Here is an 18,098-nt window from a genome sequence, read left to right as displayed (position 1 = left end):
TAATCCGCCCGGCGGCCGACTTGTGGGTGACTGTGCAGCTCACGTTCGAATGCGAGGCTCAATGATGGCCCAGATCGGCGGGCCGACCGCAAGGCACAATCGGCCGACGGATTGAACCGGGTGACCTCCTGCGACCGTAATCCAGGTCACGCGCCACTTCCGCGTACGTTGAAGGACGGGACCATGCTGCGCGCCGACGAACTGACGATCGTGCACCACGACGACACGGTGAGCCACTTCACCGATGTCACGTACACGCTGGGCCGGGACGGGTTGCGGCTGCTGACCGCGACCGGCGACGAGAAGGCGTTTCCCGGCCACGAGGTCCTGACCACGCACGCCCTGCTGGCCCACCGGGACCTGGCGGCCTGACCACGCCCGTACCCGGAAAAAGGACGGCCCGCCGGCTCACGCCGACGGGCCGTCCCCGGTCTTGCCAGCCGATCAGGTGCCCGGCCGACGGCCGATGACCTTGACCGTCATGCCGATCTTGCCGATCTTGTAGTACTTCTTGGCGTCCGCCGGCAGCAGGTTGACGCAGCCGTGGGAGCCCCGCCACATGTCGTGGATGTATGTGGTGGTCTGGTGGAAGCCCCGGCCGCCGACGAAGCGCTGCCAGTACGGCAACCACACCTCGTACGGGTCGGACCATTCCTTCTTGGTGCGCTTATTGATCTTGAAGGTGCCCGCCGGTGTGCGGTATCCCTTCATGCCGGTCCGGGTGACCGTCGGCTTGTCGTAGACCTTGCCGTTCTTCATCACCCAGGTCGTCTGGTGCGTCAGGTCGACGCAGAACGTGTAGCCCGACTTCTTCGCCTTGCACTTCGACGTCTTCGTGTCGGCGATCCGCTTGGCCACGCCGTACGTCGTGGGGCCGGCCAGCCCCGCAGCCGGCTTGATGCCGAAGCGGCTCTGGAACTTCTTGATCGCGGCACAATCGGCGGCCGACTGCTTGCCGTCGACCGAGACCGTGCCGTAGCCGCCGATCTTCTTGAGGTAGCCCTCGACCTGCTTCTGATACTTGCCCTTCGAACACGAAGCCGCGGCGGCCTTCGTGACGACGGTGGCGGTCATCGGCGTCGCGCTGACCGTCCGGGCCGCGGCGCTTGCCGCGCCCGGGGACAGCACCACAGCGCCGAGCCCACCGCCGACCGCCACCGCCAGCACGGCGATGGCGAGGCGTGCGGAAACCCGCTGCACTCCCAAAATCGTCCTCCCCAGGAGATGTGTCCGCACATCGAAACACACCTGTGCACCGGGGAGGGTCCGCCGGATGACTGTGGCATCAATCCGGTAGGCCGCACGCTGGGGTTGTCGCTCAGCGTCCGTTCAAGATCACTGTGGGGTAGCGAAGTCCTGGACCCAGTACGGCGTACGGTCGGCGGCGAAGGCCAAGCCGACACCGACCTCGCGCAGACCACAGTCCATGATGTTCTCGCGGTGTTCGGGGCTCCTCATCCAGCCGTTGACGACCTCGAAGACGCTGTCCTGACCGCGGGCGATGTTCTCGCCGTACCGTGACCATCGGTAACCGGCGTCCTGCACCCGGTCACCGGCCCGCTCGCCACGGGTGTCCTCGTGCGCGAAGTAGCCGCGCCGGGCCATCTCGGCAGCGTGCCGGTTCGCCGCCACGATCAGCCGCCGGTCGACGGTGAGGTTGTCACAGCCGCCGCGCCGCCTGTTCTCGTTGACCAGGTTCAGTGCCTGCGTCTGCACGGAGCCGCGCGGATCGGTGGACATCGCCTGGGCGACGGTCACGTCGCGCTGCGCCGCGGAGAAGGTGTTCGATCCGCCGCCGCGGGCGGGTTTGTCGGCCGCCGGCTCCTCATCGGCCTGGTCCTCCCGCACCGGGCCGGGCTCGGCGGCGGCCACGGAGGCCGGAGCCGGACGGGCCGCGGCGCCGACGGGCCGGGCGGCGGGCGGCACGACGCCGGGCACGGCAGGCTGATCCGCCGCCGGCTTCGCCGGATCGGCGACATCCCCGGGCCGGGCGGGCACGACAGCCCCGGCGGTGTGCGCACCCTGAGCGGCTCCGGCGGCCGGATGTCCCGGTACGGCGGGCAGCCCGGTGATCGGAGGTACGCCGACATCGGCCGGAAGTTGCGGGATGACCGGCATGTCGGGCAGAACCATCGACGGCGCCGCCGGTTTGGCCGGAGCCTCCTCCGCACCCGCGGTGGTGGCGACCATGATCCCGCCGACCAGCACCGCCGAAACCGCGGCGGTCACTACGACAGCAGGCTTGCGCATCCCGATGTCTCCCCTCTGCCTCGCTGCGCCGCGCCGGTGCACGACGCCCTCGACGTGGACCAACGTCAGGACCACCCAACGGTGACTACCGCGGGTTTCGGCCACTTCTCCCCCACAACTCGGCAACACTGGGCTCTGAGCTGCGCTTTCCTGGCGCGCGACGGACAACCACCGACGCACAAACGCACTGACAAACCGGACACTTCACCCCTTCGGGGTAACCCGCCCGGGCGTACTTGTGACCGCTCCGGAGGTGCTGAGGCGGGGGCGGCCATCGCTAGCGTGCTCCGGTGCGCAACCGCTATCTGGACCTGCTCCGCGCCGCCGCCATCGTCCGGGTGATCGTGTATCACCTGTTCGGCTGGCCGTGGCTGTCGATCCTGCTGCCCGCGATGGGCATCATGTTCGCCCTCGCCGGATCGTTGACCGCGGCCTCGCTGGACAAGCGCTCGGCGAGCCAGGTGATCACCTCGCGGCTGCGCAGGCTGTTGCCGCCCCTGTGGCTGCTCGCGGTGATCGCGGTGCCCGCGATGCTGTTCCTGGGCTGGGCCGAGGAGGACGGCGGGGACGAGCCGCTGAGCTGGAAGCTGGGCCTGTGGCTGCTGCCGATCGGCGACCCGCCGGGCAGCGAGAAGGGCATCGACGTCTGGGAACCCCTCTGGTACGTCCGGGCGTACCTGTGGTTCGTGGTGCTGTCGCCGCTGCTGTACCTGGCGTACAAGAAGATCGGGTGGGGCGCGGTGGCCGCACCCGTCGTGCTGATCGCGGTCCTGGACAAGACCGGATTCGCGCTGCCGTTCGGCCGGGCCGACGCGGCGATGTGGGACTTCGCGACCTACGGCGCCTGCTGGATCGCGGGCTTCGCGCATCACGACGGCCGCCTGGCCAGGATCCGCCCGGGCCGGGTGGTGGCGGCCTCCGCGGTGATGGGCCTGGCGGCGCTGTACTGGCTGCGCGGCCACCCGTCCGGCTCCGGCTGGGACCTCAACGAGGTGTCGGAATCGCAGGCGCTGTGGTCGCTGGCATTCGTCCTGCTGGCGCTGCGCTGGCAGCCGGACATGTCCTGGCTGCGACGCAGCCCCCGGCTGGACGGCGCGGTGACCCTGCTGAACAACCGCGCGGTGACGGTCTATCTGTGGCACAACATCGCGATCGCGGCGATCTGGCCGGTGCTGACGGTGCTGACGCTGGACGACCTGGGCGACCTGGACGGGCCGACTGATCTGATCGCTTCGCTGGTTCTGACACTGGCCGCGGTGCTGGCCTTCGGCTGGGCGGAGGACTTGGCAGCCCGGCGGAGGCCTGCGCTGTGGCCGACCCGCTCGGCCGGCCGGCGGCCCGAGGCCGAACCTTCGCCGGTGGTCCCGGCCGGGCCTGCAGGCCCGGTGAGTGCGGGTATGCCTGCAGGCCCGGTGAGTGCAGGTAGGACGGCTGAGGGTCTGGACTACGGGGATCCGGCCTCGCGGCCCACCGGCGGCTTGAGGCCTGAGGCCGACCCGGTGAACGCCAGCAGGACGACTGAGGGTGCGGGCTACGGGGATCTGGCCTCGCGGCCCACCGGTGACTTGAGTGTCGTCGGCACGGACAACGAGTCGGATCCGCCCGGGCGCGGGGGTGATCCCGGGTTCGGGGGTGGTTCGTTCGGCTCTCGGGGAACGGGGTCCTCGGGTTTCGCTTCTTCTGGTTCCTTCGAGGGCTCCAGGGAAGCGCCCGATCCGGCTGCTGTCGCCTTCTCGCCCTCTCAGGACACTGGCCCGGGAGGGGCGGCGCAGGAGGCGCCCTGGGCACGTGCTGGTGTGGCGCCGATCGTGGTAGGTGACAACGGCGGTTTCACGTCGCGACGGCGGGATCATGTGGCGCCGTTTCCTGAGGCTGAGGTGTTGTTCGGGTTGCCTGACGCCCGGGCCGGATTCGGCGGCGACCGGGACGATCACGCAGAGGCTGCGCGGCATGCCGTCAGACCCACTGAGCCGTTCGGGTCGCCGGAGCCGCCGCACGATCCTGATGACCGTGCGGCGGCCGGTCCCTGGTTCGGCGGGGAGCACGGCGAGCCGAAGTGAGTCACCGGCGCCGGCGGGATTCGGCTACGCATTGGGCCGGACCAGGCCGCTCTCGTAGGCGAGCACTACCGCCTGCACCCGGTCACGCAGCTCGAGCTTCGCCAGGATCCGTCCGACGTGCGTCTTCACCGTGGTCTCGGCGACGTGCAACCGCTCCCCTATCTCGACGTTCGACCAGCCCTGCGCGACCAACAGCAGCACCTCGCGTTCGCGATCGGTGAGCGTCGCCAGCCGCTCGGCGGCGCTGTGCACCACCGGCACGGCGGGCACGAGTTGCCCGGCGAAGCGGTCGAGCAACCGCCGGGTGACGCGTGGCGCCACCACGGCGTTGCCACAGGCCACGGCGCGGATCGCCGCGAGCAGGTCGGCGGGCGGGGCGTTCTTGAGGAGAAAGCCACCGGCCCCGGCCTGCAACGCGGCGAAGGCATCCTCGTCAGTGTCGAAAGTGGTGAGTGCCAGCACTCGGACGGTGCTCCCGGCCGCCACCAACTCCCTGGTGGCGTCGACACCGTCCATGATGGGCATCCGGATGTCCATCACGACGACATCGGCCTCGACGTCGCGCAGCACCCGCAAGGCCTCGGCCCCGTCACCGGCCTCACCGACGACCACCATGTCGGCCTGCGCGGAGAGGATGACCCTGAACCCGGCCCGCACCAGCTCCTGGTCATCCACGACGACAACTTTGATCACCCGCCACCACTCCGAACCGTCAACACTTTGTCGCCTCCACTCATGCCGTGCCGCCTGATGTCCTGGGGATGGTCGCCACGATCTGCCAGCCGCCCGCCGCCCGCGGCCCGGCCACCAGGTCGCCGCCGTGTATCGCGACCCGTTCGCGCATTCCGGCCAGGCCGTGGCCGGGCCGTGCCGTGACCGCCTTCGCCGCCGGTCCTCCGCCGCCGCCGTCGTCGCTCACCTCGACGCGCACGTCTCGCGACGTGAAGACAAGCCGCAGCGTCACCGCGGCGTCGGCGCCGGCATGCCGCAGCGTATTGGTCAGCGATTCCTGGATGATCCGGTACGCGGTGATCTCCTGAGCCGCGCTGAGCCGGCCCGGCGTGCCGACCGTCTCCCGGACCACCCGCAGACCGGACCGCGCCACCAGACCGTCGATCTCTTTGAGCCCGACCCTCCGGCGGCCTGTCCCGTCACCGCCTCCTCGCGTCCGCTCGGCGAGCACTCCGTCGAGCGCGGCGCGGCCGGGCCTCACCGTCCGGTCTGGCGCCTGCCCGGCGGCCTTCCCTGCTCCCAGCTCGCGCGACAGAGCCTCACTCCGCCCGGCGGCCTTGCCTGCTCCCGGCTCCCGCGACAGAGCCTCACTCCGCCCGGCGGCCTTGCCTGCTCCCAGCTCCCGCGACAGGGGTTCGCGCTGCCCGGAGCCCGCGACCGCGCCATCGAGTGGGGCCTGGGCGGGCACGGCGCCGTCAGCTTCCGTTCCCTGCGCGGGGCCGAGCGCTCGCGGCAGGGTGCCACGGAGCAGTTGGACCACCCGGCCCATGTCCTCGAGGGCTTCGCGGCCGGTGGAGGCGATCGTCGCCAGGGCGTCGCGGGCCGGCTTCTGGGCGCCGTCGAGCGTGTAACCGGCCGCGTCGGCCTGGACGACCATCACGCTCAGGCTGTGCGCCACCACGTCGTGGATCTCGCGGGCGATGGCTGCCCGTTCCTCCGCGACCGCGAGCAGGGCGAGGTGGTCACGCTCGCGTTCGAGAGTGGCGGTGCGCTCTTCGAGCGTCTGCACGTACAGCCGCCGGGTGCGGACGCCGTACGCAGTGACCCAGGTGGCCACCGTGACGGCCCCGGTCACCCAGAGCACGACCCAGAAGTTGCCGGAGCGGTGGTGCGACACGGTCGCCGCGACCAGCACCCCCACGCCTGCCCCCGCACCCGCGACAACTCCCCAGCGCAACCGGCGCCCGTACAGCACCGCGGAATACATGGCGATGAGGACGCCGGCGTCGAAGAGCCGGACGGAGCTGTCGACGAACAGGTGCACCGGCGCCAGCAGATACACCACCGTCAGCACGGTCATCGGGAGGTGCCGCCGCCAGATCAGGGCGAGCGCCATCAGCAGACCGCAGATCTTGATCGACCACGGCAGGCGGTGCTCGAAGGTAGCCAAGACAGCGACGAACGCCGTCACTGCTCCGTCGAACAGCCAGGGTCGGATCCAAGCGGCGCTGCGCCACACGACCACCACGATAGAAGGGCTCATGCGATCACCTCCGCTGGCGTCCCGGTGATGACGTTTCTCGGGCGCGGAGTTGATGATTCGCTCGCGAGCTCGCTCATGTGTCCGCCATCGCGCCGATGATCGAGGCACGTGCCGCCCGGTGCGAGGGCAACACCGCCGCCACCGCCCCGGCCAGCGCCGCGATGCCCACGAAACTCGCCAGTTGCCCGCCCGGCACCGCCAGCAACGCCCCGGCAGCGCCGAATGCCGCCTCTGCCGCCAGCCAGCCGTAGAGCACGCCGAACGCCACTCCGGCGATCGCACCCGCCGCGGCCATCAGCAGGGCCTCGATCAGAAGGGTCGCGCGCAGCTGGCCTCGGGTCAGCCCGAGCGCCCGGATCAATGCCGACTCCCGGGTGCGTTCCAGGACGGACAGGGACAGTGTGTTGGTGATGCCGACCAGAGCGATGACCAGCGCGAAGCCCAGCAGGACCGCGATGATGCCGACGATCTGACGGATCGCGCCGCCGCGCTCGGCACGGACGGATGCGAGATCATCGACCTGCACCAGGGGATGCGCGGTCAGTGCGGCGTCGATTCGTTGCCGGGATGCCGAGGCGCCCACCCCGGGCGCCGCCCGGAGGAGGATCACGCTGTCACCCCGGTCTGAGGGATAGAGCGCCGCGAAGTCGCTCGGCCACAGCACCACCTCGCCGACCAGGCTCGAGGCCCGCACGAGCGCGGCGATCCGAACCGTCGACTTCCGGCCGCCGGCGGTGATCGGCAGGCGGTCACCGACCGCACCCCGACCGGCCGCCACGAGCGCGGAACCCGGCCCGAAGTCCGCCAGCCGTCCGCCGGTGACCACCGGCCGGTACGCCGTGCCGATCGCCGCGCCGGGAATCCCGGCGACCGTCACCTCACCGCCGGGCACCCGGCCCGCAGCCTGCCGTACCGCGGCGACCAGGTCGAACGCCGGATCCCTGGCAAGACCCGCACCGACCGCCGGGGCGATGCTCCGCTGACCGCCGGCCGGGGTGAGCAGGTAGTCGACGGGGTAGGCCTCGTCGAGTTGGGCCTCGGCGGTCCGGTTCACCGTCGCGGCGATGGTGCTGCCACCGGCCATCAACGCCACTCCGACGAGCAGGGCGGCCGTGGTGGCGGCCGTCCGGCCGGGATTGCGCCGGGCGTTGGCGGTCGCGAGCCGTGCGGGAACGCCGAACAGGCGACCGGGCAGCCACCCGAGCGCCGCGACGAGCCCGCCGATGACGAGTGGCGAGATCAGCAACAAGGCGAGAAAGTTGCCGACGCCGCCGGCCACGACCAGGGCCATCGCCGGCTCGGGCTGGCCCAGCCGGAGCCCCGCCACCGTCGTGAGCGTGCCGGCGGTCGCCATCAGCGCGGCTGCCACGATCAGGGACCGCCTCGACCGGCCGATGGCGGGCACCGCCATGCGCAGGGCCGCGACCGGGGGGATGCGTGTCGCCCGGAAGGCGGGAACCACAGCGGAGACGACGGTCACCAGCGGTCCGACGACGAGCGAGACCACCAACGGGTAGGCCGTGAGAACCACGCCGCCCGGCGGCAGCTCTGTCCCCAGCATCGCCGAGCCTTTCAGCAGCCCCCAGGCCACCGCGTAGCCGAGCAGGGTGCCCAGCACCGCTCCCGCGATGCCCACCAGCGCCGATTCGGCGAGCAGCGAGCGCAGGATCTGCCCCCGCCGCGCGCCGACACAGCGCAGCAGGGCGGTCTCCTTCTGCCGTTGCGCGACCAGGATGCTGAAGGTGTTGGCGATGACGAACCCGGCGACGAGCAGGGCCACCGCCGCGAACAGAGCGAGGCCGATCGTGAGCCCGTCAAGCTGGGCGAAGGCCTGTTTCGCGAGATCGTGACGAAATTGGTCGCCGGTCCGGGCCGACGCGGCGGCCGGCACGGGCAGCCGATCGCGGACGGTGGCCGGCTCGGTTCCCGGGGTCACCGCCGCCACCACGTCGTGATAGCCGGTCGCGCCCGTGAGCCGGGTCAGCGCGGCGCGGGTCAGCACGGTCGTGGAGACGCTTCCGCTGACCGCGACGATGCCGACGATGCGCAGGGCGTGTCGCCGCTCGGAAGAGTCCACCGCGGTGACGGAGTCGCCGACTCGGTAGCCCGTGGTGGCCGCTGTCCGGCTGTCGATCGCCGCCTCACCGTCGGCGGCCGGCAGCGACCCCTCTGCAACGTCGTATGAGCGCAGCGCTGGTTCGTTTCCGACATCGATGCCGTAGCCGGGGCTGCCGAACGAGGCGACCAGGCGCCCCCTGCGGTCGAGCAGCGGCAGCCGCTCCCGCATGCGGCCGGCAGCCGATGCGACGCCGTCCGTACGACGCACGGCGTCCAGGTCTGCCGGGGTGAGCGTGGCACCCGGCGTGGCCGTGAGCGCCACATCGACGTTGCGTGCCGCTCGGGCGTACTGGTCGACGACGGCGCTTTCGGCGCTGTCGCTGAAGATCATGGTCCCGGCGACGAACGCGACGGCGAGCACGATCGCCAGGCCCGTCGGCACCAGGCGGCGGGGACGCAATCCGGTCCGGAGCATCTCAGGCCCCCAGCCGCTGAAGCCGGTCGGCGACGCCGTCCGGGGTGGGCGCCCACAACTCATCGACGATGCGGCCGTCCGCCAGTACGACGACGCGGTCGGCATACCCGGCAGCCACCGGGTCGTGGGTCACCATGACGACGGTCTGGCCCCACTCGCGGACACTGCGGCGCAGCAAGCGCAGCACGTCAGCACCGGTCCGGGTGTCCAGGCTGCCGGTCGGCTCGTCGGCGAAGACCACCTCCGGCCGGCTCATCAGCGCCCTGGCGCAGGCGACCCGCTGCTGCTGGCCGCCGGAGAGCTGGGCCGGGCGGTGGTGCAGCCGGTCGGCCAGGCCCAGGTCGGCGGCGACCTGCGCCAGCCTATGCCGGTCCGGGCGCCGGCCCGCGAGCTCGCCGGGCAGCAGGATGTTCTGCTCGGCAGTGAGGGTGGGCAGCAGGTTGAACGCTTGGAAGACGAAGCCGATGCGGTCGCGACGCAGCACCGTCAGGTCGCGGTCGCTCAGGCCGGTCAGCTCGACGCCGCCGACCTGAATCGAGCCGGACGTGGCCGTGTCGAGGCCGGCCAGCAGGTGCATCAGGGTGGACTTGCCGGAGCCGGACGGACCGACGATCGCGGTGAACTCCCCCGTAGGGAACGTGACGTTCACCTTGTCGACGGCGGTCACCGTCGTTTCGCCCTCGCCGTACACCTTTACCAGCTCGTCCGCCCGCACCGCGTGCGTGGTGGTCATCTCGGCCTCCTGTTTCTGTGGTCGGAGGCGAATCTATGGAGGAACAAGGGCGGCCCGCGTCGTCGGCAGGAACGGTGTCGGCGTACTCCTCAAGGAGGACACGAGGTGCTCGAGCCCTCCTGAAGTCCACAGCGTGTTCGTCGGCCGGTACGACGACACCCGGCGCGGACCAGCCGAAGCTGAGCGGGTGATTTCTCGTCGCCAGTTACTCGGGTCCGCCGCCGGCGGGCTGGTCCTCGGCCGTCTTCCTCAGGTCTCACTTCCGCAGGTCGACGTGCCCGCGGCATTCACGCTGCCGGCGCCGACCGGGCCGCACGCCGTGGGGACCGTGGCCCTGCACCTGATCGACCGCGCCCGCACAGACCCGTGGATCGACCGCACCGCGCCGCGGGAGCTGATGGTCCAGCTCTGGTATCCGGCGCGGCACGCACACGGCCGGGCCTGGCCCTGGCTCACGGCCTCGGAGGCCGCACCCGTCGGCGTGGACCTCGCGCAGACGGTCGGCGCGGAGCCCAACATCATTCCCGGCCTCGATCGCGTGGTCACCTCCGGGCGGCACAACGCGCCGATGGCCGGCAGGCGAGCCGAGTTACCCGTCGTGGTGTTCTCCCCCGGCTTCGGCGCCCAGCGCAACTCCAGCTCCGCCGTGGTCACCGACCTGGCCAGTCATGGCTATCTGGTCGTCACCGTCGATCACACGCACGACGCGACCGCCGTGGAGTTCCCGGGCGGCCGGATCGAACCGAACACGCTGATCCCGATCCTGGAGGGCATCGAGGATCCCGGCGAGGTCACCGCCCTGGCCACCCGGATGACGGAGGTTCGCGCCGCCGACCTGCGGTTCGTGCTGGACGAGCTCGGCATCGCCCGCGCGGGGGTCTTCGGCCATTCGCTGGGTGGCGCGACCGCCGCCCGGGTCGTGCACGACGACCCCAGAGCGGTGGCCGGGATCAACATCGACGGCACGCCATACGGGTCGGCGGCGCTCGGCAAGCCCTTCATGCTGGTCGCAGCCGAGAGCACCACCCACGAGTCGGATCCGGCGTGGGCCGCCTTCGCGGACGGGCTGCGCGGGTGGCGGCGGGAGATCCAGGTGGCCAGGGCCCGGCACCTCGCCTTCCACGACACCGTGCTGCTGGCTCCGGCATTGCCCCGGATCACCGGGGCCACGCCGGCGCTGGTCGCGGAGGCGTACGGGGTGATCGACGCCCGGCGGGCGGTGAAGGTCACCCGCGCCTACGTACGAGCCTTCTTCGATCTCCATCTGCGCCGTCGGCACGGTCCCCTGCTCGACGGCCCCTCGCGGCGCTACCCCGACGTGACCTTCGTGCCGCACGGGACGCAACAGACTGAAACATTCTCGCTAATGGGGCCGAAATGACCGCTAGCCTGAGCGAATGGGGCAGCCCGGACAAATGGTGCCACCTGCAGGGGAGCCTGCGGGGGACAGCTCGCTCGTCTTCCGAGCCGGGCCGCTGCTCTGCGCCCTGCACCTCGACGAGGTCATCGAGACCATGAGGCCGCTGGCCACCCATCCCCTCGCCGGCACTCCCACCTTCGTGACCGGCATCTGCATCATGCGCGGAATCCCCACGTTGGTGATCGACGTCGCCCGGCTCCTCGGCGGTGCCGAGGCCGAGGTCTCGCGCTTCGTCGCGGTCCGGACCGAGCGCGGCCCGGTGGCCTTCGCGACCGGGGACATCCACGGGGTGCGGTCGGTCCGTACGGGCACCGCCGGACGCCATGAGGCGCTGCTCGGGGACGCCCCCGCCCGTCTCATCGCCGCCGTGGGCACGATCGACGCGGTTCCGGTGCTGCTGTTGCAGAGCATGCGACTCGTGCCGGACGAGGTGTGGGCCGCCGCAGCCGCCCTGGCGGTGCCGGCATGAACGCCGCCGCGGAGGTCACGAGATTCCGGGCGCTGCTCGCCGCCAGGCTCGGCTGGACGTTCGACGACAACGACACAGCCCAGCTCGCCGACGTGCTTGGCCGGCGAGCCGACACACACGGGCTCAGCCGGCCTCGATACCTGGGCCGGCTCGCCACGGCCGAGTGGGAGTCCGAGCTGACCACGCTCGCCGAGGTGTTGAGCGTGAACGAGACCTACTTCTATCGGCACAGCGAGCAGTTCGCGGCCCTCGCCGAGGTCGCGCTGCCCGAACGGATCCGGGCGCGCTCGGGCCAGCGGGTGCTGCGCATGCTGTCGGTGGGCTGCTCCTCGGGCGAGGAGGCGTACACGCTCGCGATCATGGCGCGCGAGGTGCAGCCCGACGAGGGCTGGATCACCTCCGTGCAAGGCCTGGACGCGAACCCGGACATGCTGCGCCGGGCGACGAGAGCCCGGTATTCGGCCTGGTCGTTGCGCCAGACGCCGGACACCATCCGGCGGCGGTACTTCCATCCGTGCGAAGGCGACTTCGAGCTGGACGCCGCGATCCGGTCGGCCGTGCGGTTCCGGCACTACAACGTGGCGAACGACGACGAAGAGCTGTGGCTTCCGGATAAGTATGACGTCGTGTTCTGCCGGAACCTGCTGATGTACCTGACACCGGAGGTGCGGGAGTCCCTGGTGCGAAGGATGACCAGGGCACTGGCACCGGGCGGCTACCTGTTCCTCGGCCACACCGACTCGCTGGGCAGCCGTCCCGAAGGACTCCAGCCGCAGCACACACACCACACGTTCTACTACCGCCGGCAGCAGCCCATGACGTCGCCCACGTCCGCGGCGCCGCCGGTGACCCTGCCGAGCCCGGATCCGGGGCCCTTGCCTGCGACGCCGACGGCGTCCGATGTCCATGAACGGGCGATGCGGTTGCTGCTCGAGGAGCGTTTCACCGAGGCCCTGCGGCTCATCGAGGCCGTGCCCGCCGACCGGCCCGCGCCACGCGACCTGCTGCTGCACGGGGTGCTGCTGGCCCACGCCGGCCGCCTCGACGACGCCGAGATGCTGTGCCGGCGCCTGCTCGACATCGACGGGCTCTCCGCCGATGCGCATCATCAGCTCGCGGTCTGCCTGGAGGGCGGTGCGGCTGTCGACGTGGCGATCGGGCACTACCGGCTCGCCGCCTACCTCGATCCGGACTTCGCGATGCCCCGGCTCCGGCTCGGCCTGCTCACCCGCCGCCGCGGCGAGAACCGCGTCGCCGGGCCGGAGCTCGACCGGGCACTGACTCTGCTGCGCCAGGAACGCGACGAACGGATCGCGCTGTTCGGCGGCGGTTTCGGAAAAATCGCGCTGACCACGCTCTGCCGCGCCGAGCTCGACGCCTGCGGGGCGTACCGATGAATCCCGCCGAAGTGACGGACCGCCTCGGCGCCCTGCGCGCCGACTTCGATCGCTCCTTCGCGGAGCCGGCACGCCAGCACGATGCCGAGTACGCCGAGCTGCTGGCGATCCGGGCCGGCGGGCGCCGGTATGCGCTACGCCTGTCGCAGGCCTCCGGAGTGCACTCCGACCGGCCGGTCACGCCGCTGCCCGGGCCGCAGGCCGCGCTGCTCGGCGTCGCCGGGTTCAGCGGTTCCATCGTGCCCGTCTACGACCTGGCCGCGCTGCTCGGGCATCCCGTGCCGGATCGTCCCCGCTGGCTCGTGCTCGCCACGGGCACTCCGCCCCTGGCGCTGGCTTTCCACGATCTCGACGGTCACGTCCGGGTCCCGACCTCGATCATCATCGGCGAGACCGATGGAAACAGCGGTCGCGACGTACTGCGCGGCATGGTGCCGCTGCCGGGCGGAACCCGGCCGATCGTGGACCTGCCGTCGGCCCGGGCGGTCGTGCATCAGCTGACCGGACACATCACGTACAACACCGAGGAGCGGTGACGGGCATGGCCAAACGCACATTCGGCAGCAAGCTCTGGCTCGGATTCGGGCTGACGGTGGCCCTGACCCTCATCATGGGCACCGCCTCGGTGGTCGCGCTGTCGGTCGTCGTGGACGCGAAGGACGACACGATCAGGGAGGCCGTCGAGGATCTGGTCAGCGCCGAACACCTGACCACCAAGGCGGAGAGCCGGATCAGCGACTACCGCGCCTTCATACTCAACGGCAGCCAGGAATACCTCGATCTGACCAACAACGACCGTGAGCAGTTCCTCGCGCTGATCGTGCAGTTGCGTGGCACCCTCACCGATCCGGGTGCCCTCGCCCTGCTGGAGGCCGTCGCGGCCGCCGAGGCCAAGCACGCGGCGGCGCTGGGGCCGGTCATCGAGAAGCGCAAGACGATCACGGACCTGCGGAACACCAGCCAGCTCAATTCCGGCGGGGTGGTCGGACCGCTCCGGAAGGCGATGCAGGACGCGATCGCCGCCCTGACGGCCAAGGTCCGCGCCGATGTGGAGGCCGCCCGGCGGGACTCCTCGGCGCGGGCGACCCAGGCCATCGTCCTGATCATCGTTCTCGGCCTGGCCGCGATGGCCTGCGGCAGTTACATCGCCTGGCGGCTCAATCGTGACCTGCGCCGCGAGGTCGGCGCCGCCGTCGGGCACATCCAGAGCTCCTCCGCGCAGCTCGAGGCCGCCGCGGCCCAGCAGGCTTCCGGCGGCCGGGACCAGGCCAGCGCGATGAGCGAGATCACCACGACGATCAGCGAGCTGCTGATCACGTCGCGGCAGATCGCGGACAGCGCGCAGCGGGTGTCGAAGATCGCGGAGGACACCGCGGACGCCGCACAGACCGGCGACACCACGATCGACCAGACCAAGGCCTCCATCGCGGCCATCCGGTCGCAGGTGGATCAGATCGTGCAGCACATGCTGGCGCTGGGTGAGAAGTCGCAGCAGATCGGCGGCGTCGTGGATCTGGTGTCCGAACTGGCCGAGCAGACCAACATCCTCGCCATCAACGCGACCATCGAGGCCAGCGGCGCCGGCGAGTGGGGACGGCGATTCGCCGTCGTGGCTGAGGAGATCCGCAAGCTCGCCGACCGCACCGCGGGCTCGGCCAAAGAGATCCGCACTCTCATCGACGATGTTCGCGGAGCAGTCAATACGACGGTCATGGCGACGGAGATCGGAGCGAAGAGCGTGGATGCCGGATCACGGCAGTTCGACGACGCCACCAGCTCGTTCCGGCGCATCGCCCAAATGGTCGCCACCACCAACGACGCGACCCGGGAGATCGAGCTGTCGACCAAGCAGCAGACCACGGCCGTCGAGCAGGTCAATGTGGCTGCTTCCGACACCGCCCGCGTGACGAGGGAGACCGAGGCGAGCGCCGTGCAGACGAAGCAGACCGCCGCGCACCTGTCCAGTCTCTCCGGCGACCTGCTCGACCTGGTCGGCACCGGTCGGCGCTGATGAGCCAGGATCCGCTGCGATACTTCAGGGTCGAGGCCCGCGAACTGGTCGACCAGATCAGCGCGGGCGTCCTCGACCTGGATCAGCAGCCCGGGCCCGACCTGGTCGCGCGACTGCTGCGCTTCGCGCACACCCTGAAGGGCGCCGCCCGGGTGGTACGGCAGCAGGAGATCGCCGACCGGGCGCACGCCTTCGAGGAAGTTCTGGTGCCGCACCGCACCGCCGGCGACCCGCTGTCGGCGGATCAGATGCGGGAGTTGCTGCGCCTCAACGACGAGATCGAGGCGCGGGTCGCCGCCCTCGAGCCGCAGAGCCCGAAGCCGAACGCGCCGTTGCGGTTCCCCGCGGGAATGACCCCCGGCGGGCCGAGTCCTTCGCCCCGGCCGAGGCCGGCCAGCGGTCGCGCGGGGCCAGGGGCCATGCCTGATCATCCGAGGACAGGCGGCGGCACCGGGATACCCGGCGGCAGCCCACCGCACTACGCACCCAGCGGTCCCGACACCGGGACGCAGACAGACGCGCCTGGGATTCCTGGCGATGAGGTCGGTGAGCCCGCGAGCGCCGAACTCGGCCACGGCCCGGCCGGGGCATCCGCCGAGGGCCAGAGGCTGAACGACGTGGGTGGGCCGGTCACCGAACCGGGGCCGACTGGGCAGGGCAGCGCGGCGGCAGAACCCAGCAGCCAGGGTGCGGCTGCCGTTGGTGAAAGGTCCGCAGGCCAATCGGCATCCGGTGACCCGGAGGCTGAATCGAACCGGGCAGTGGAGCCCACGGCCGCGGACGGGAGCACAGCAGAGGTAGTTCACCGGCCCGGCACCGACAGAGAGCAGGAGCCAACCGGAGAGGCAGAGTCAACCGGAAAGCCAGCGTCTACCGGAGAGTCGATCTCCGCCGAAGGACCCGGATCCACCAGAGAGTCGAGTTCCACGAGAGAGCCGACCTCCGCCGGAGAGCCGGAAGCGCTCAGTGGGCAAACAGGCGACGGCGGGCCGCAGCCCCGCGACGGGAAGACGGCTACCCGTGCACCCGGGGCCGGCAACGGGCTGGCGAGCAGCACGGCAGCGTTGTCCGAGAGCGGTCCGGCACCGGCCAACCTTCCGGACACCGGCGAGCGCGACGGCGACGGCGACGGCGACGACAGCGGGCGGGCCGGCGACAGCGGGCGGGCCGGCGGCACGGAGGCGAGCCTGCGCCGGGGACAGGTCGGCGACAGCCGGCGGAACCGCAGCCACGGTCACCCGAGCATCGCGCCGGCGGGCTACGGCGGTGGCCAGGCGGCGACGAGTGGCGATACCACAAAGGCGGCTTCGCACACCGAATCGGCGCCTGCCGCCCGGGGTGCGACGGTGGATGTCGATGAGCTTCTCGACGCCGTCGGTGAGGCGCACGCCCGGTTCGCGCCGCTGCGCAGCGGTGGGCATGCTCTTGACCGGCTGACCCGCGCCGCCGAGGCGCTGGCCGATCAGTTGCGAGTGGGGCGGACCGCCGCCCACACGGATGCGGCTCGGGGCGTTGCCGCCCGTCTCGCCTCCGATCTCGGTGCGCTCGGGCGGCGGATCACCGACACCGTCGAGCAGGTCGAGCGGGAGCTCGACGAGGTGCGTGGCCGGGCCGAGCGGCTGCGGCTGGTGTCGGCGTCGAGCATCTTCACCGGATTGCACCGTGCCGTGCGGGACGCCGCCGACGCCCAGGGCAAGCGGGTGCGTTTCGAGGGTCGCGGTGGTGACCTGCGGCTGGATCCGCAGGTGCTGGCCTTGGCCAACAACGCCCTGCTGCACGTCGTCCGCAACGCCGTCGCGCACGGCATCGAGGCGAATGCGGATCGGCTCGCGGCCGGCAAACACGTCGAGGGCAAAGTCGTCGTGGAGGTTGAGCGGCGTGGGCGTTTCGTGGCGTTCCGCTGTACGGATGACGGCCAGGGCTTCGACCTTGCCGCGGTCCGGCGCACCGCCGAGGCCCGGGGTCTGCTGATGCCGGGTGGGACGCCGCCCGATGAGCAGACGCTCGTGGAGCTGGTTCTGCGCGGCGGCATCAGCACCTCGCCCACGGTGACCGAGGTGGCGGGCCGGGGCATCGGGCTTGACGTCGCCCGGGACGTGGCCGACCAGCTCGGCGGTGACGTGTCCGTGCGTACGGTGTCAGGTCGCGGGGCAGTCATCGAGCTGGTGCTGCCCTTGGCGCTGATGTCGTTGCACGGGCTGATCGTCGAGGCGGCCGGCACCGTGGCCACTGTGCCGCTCGACGCCGTGCTCACTTGCGTACGGTTGCTGCCCGAGCAGGCCACGGCCGCGGCCGTCACCGGGAAGATGGCGCACGACGGCGAGGCCATACCTTTCCTGCCGCTGGCCCGGGCCCTGTACGCCGGCACGACTGTGCCGGAAGGCGGTGGGCCGACGGTCGCCGTCGTCGTCGGTCTCGACGGTGAGGCCGTGGCCGTCGGTGTCGACCGGCTCGCGGGGACGTCCACGCTGGTCGTTCGGCCGCTTCCCGATCTCGCGCCCAGCGCGCCGGTCATCGGCGGCGTGTCGATGGACCTCGACGGCAATCCGCGGCTCGTGCTGGACCCCCAGGGGCTCGTGGCGGAGACGTTGCGACTCGGCGGGGGTGGCGCCGCGCCGGATGAGCCCGTGCGCCGGTTGCCCATTCTCGTCGTCGACGACTCGCTGACCACCCGGATGCTGGAGCGCAGCATCCTCGAGTCCGCCGGGTACGAGGTGGATCTCGCCGCCTCCGGTGAGGAGGGCCTGGAGCGGGCCCGGTCCCGTCGCTACGGCCTCTACCTCACGGACATCGACATGCCGGGCATCGACGGGTTCACCTTCGTCGCCGAGACCCGGGCCGATCCGGAGCTGGCCGGGGTGCCCGCCATCCTGGTGAGTTCCCGGGCCAGTGCCGAGGACCGGCAGCGCGGCGCCGCCGTCGGGGCCAGCGCCTACGTGGTCAAGGGCGAGTTCAACCAGGAAGAGCTGCTCGCCCAGATCCGCAGCCTGGTGCCGGCATGAACGAGGCC

The 18,098-nt window shown here is 71.3% G+C and carries 14 protein-coding genes; 8 read left to right on the top strand and 6 right to left on the bottom strand.

Features of this window, described 5'->3' with window-relative positions; translation table 11 throughout:
• Window positions 1-183: 183 nt before the first annotated feature.
• Window positions 184-372, top strand: a complete 189-nt coding sequence (locus tag DMB66_RS35940) for a hypothetical protein (protein ID WP_125808575.1) — start codon at window positions 184-186, stop codon at window positions 370-372.
• A 72-nt stretch (window positions 373-444) separates the two neighbouring features.
• Here the strand turns inward: DMB66_RS35940 and DMB66_RS35935 are convergent, their stop codons facing one another.
• Window positions 445-1,200 (bottom strand): L,D-transpeptidase, encoded by a 756-nt coding sequence (locus DMB66_RS35935; protein WP_233625075.1) that lies wholly within the window; start codon window positions 1,198-1,200, stop codon window positions 445-447.
• A gap of 135 nt (window positions 1,201-1,335) precedes the next feature.
• Window positions 1,336-2,250 carry a CAP domain-containing protein gene (locus DMB66_RS35930; RefSeq protein WP_125808574.1) on the bottom strand — a complete coding sequence of 305 codons (915 nt, stop codon included), beginning with the start codon at window positions 2,248-2,250 and terminating at the stop codon, window positions 1,336-1,338.
• A 290-nt stretch (window positions 2,251-2,540) separates the two neighbouring features.
• Here DMB66_RS35930 and DMB66_RS35925 point away from each other — a divergent pair, with 290 nt between their 5' ends.
• On the top strand, window positions 2,541-4,310 hold the full coding sequence (locus DMB66_RS35925; RefSeq protein WP_125808573.1) for an acyltransferase family protein: 1,770 nt from the start codon (window positions 2,541-2,543) through the stop codon (window positions 4,308-4,310).
• A 24-nt stretch (window positions 4,311-4,334) separates the two neighbouring features.
• Here the strand turns inward: DMB66_RS35925 and DMB66_RS35920 are convergent, their stop codons facing one another.
• From DMB66_RS35920 to DMB66_RS35905, 4 genes are all read right to left on the bottom strand, one after another.
• Window positions 4,335-5,003, bottom strand: a complete 669-nt coding sequence (locus tag DMB66_RS35920) for a response regulator transcription factor (RefSeq protein WP_125808572.1) — start codon at window positions 5,001-5,003, stop codon at window positions 4,335-4,337.
• A 40-nt stretch (window positions 5,004-5,043) separates the two neighbouring features.
• Entirely contained in the window at window positions 5,044-6,525 is a 1,482-nt protein-coding gene (locus DMB66_RS35915) for a sensor histidine kinase (RefSeq protein ID WP_125808571.1), read from the bottom strand.
• Window positions 6,526-6,598: 73 nt separating this feature from the next.
• Entirely contained in the window at window positions 6,599-9,058 is a 2,460-nt protein-coding gene (locus tag DMB66_RS35910; protein WP_158647484.1) for an ABC transporter permease, read from the bottom strand.
• A gap of 1 nt (window position 9,059) precedes the next feature.
• Window positions 9,060-9,791, bottom strand: coding sequence for an ABC transporter ATP-binding protein (locus DMB66_RS35905; protein ID WP_125808569.1), 732 nt, complete (start codon window positions 9,789-9,791; stop codon window positions 9,060-9,062).
• A gap of 187 nt (window positions 9,792-9,978) precedes the next feature.
• Between DMB66_RS35905 and DMB66_RS35900 the strand changes: the two genes are divergently transcribed.
• Genes DMB66_RS35900 through DMB66_RS64335 form a run of 6 tightly spaced genes read left to right on the top strand, consistent with a single transcriptional unit; the run spans window position 9,979 to window position 18,090 of the window.
• Complete coding sequence (locus DMB66_RS35900) at window positions 9,979-11,172, top strand: alpha/beta fold hydrolase (RefSeq protein WP_158647483.1); 1,194 nt, start codon at window positions 9,979-9,981, stop codon at window positions 11,170-11,172.
• A 34-nt stretch (window positions 11,173-11,206) separates the two neighbouring features.
• Window positions 11,207-11,680, top strand: a complete 474-nt coding sequence (locus tag DMB66_RS35895) for a chemotaxis protein CheW (protein ID WP_233625073.1) — start codon at window positions 11,207-11,209, stop codon at window positions 11,678-11,680.
• Complete coding sequence (locus DMB66_RS35890) at window positions 11,677-13,077, top strand: protein-glutamate O-methyltransferase CheR (RefSeq protein WP_125808566.1); 1,401 nt, start codon at window positions 11,677-11,679, stop codon at window positions 13,075-13,077. The genes DMB66_RS35895 and DMB66_RS35890 overlap by 4 nt, the downstream gene beginning before the upstream one ends.
• A complete protein-coding gene (locus DMB66_RS35885; protein WP_125808565.1) occupies window positions 13,074-13,613 on the top strand; it encodes a chemotaxis protein CheW in 540 nt (179 codons plus the stop codon). The genes DMB66_RS35890 and DMB66_RS35885 overlap by 4 nt, the downstream gene beginning before the upstream one ends.
• Before the next feature lie 5 nt (window positions 13,614-13,618).
• Window positions 13,619-15,088, top strand: a complete 1,470-nt coding sequence (locus DMB66_RS35880) for a methyl-accepting chemotaxis protein (RefSeq protein WP_125808564.1) — start codon at window positions 13,619-13,621, stop codon at window positions 15,086-15,088.
• The gene (locus DMB66_RS64335) at window positions 15,088-18,090 is read left to right on the top strand and encodes a response regulator (protein WP_233625072.1); all 3,003 of its coding nucleotides are present in this window, start codon (window positions 15,088-15,090) and stop codon (window positions 18,088-18,090) included. Before DMB66_RS35880 ends, DMB66_RS64335 begins: the two co-directional genes overlap by 1 nt.
• Window positions 18,091-18,098 lie beyond the last annotated feature (8 nt).

The organism is Actinoplanes sp. ATCC 53533, from assembly GCF_003947245.1.
Note: the sequence above shows the minus strand (reverse complement) of the source record. Positions and strands in the feature narration are given on the sequence as shown.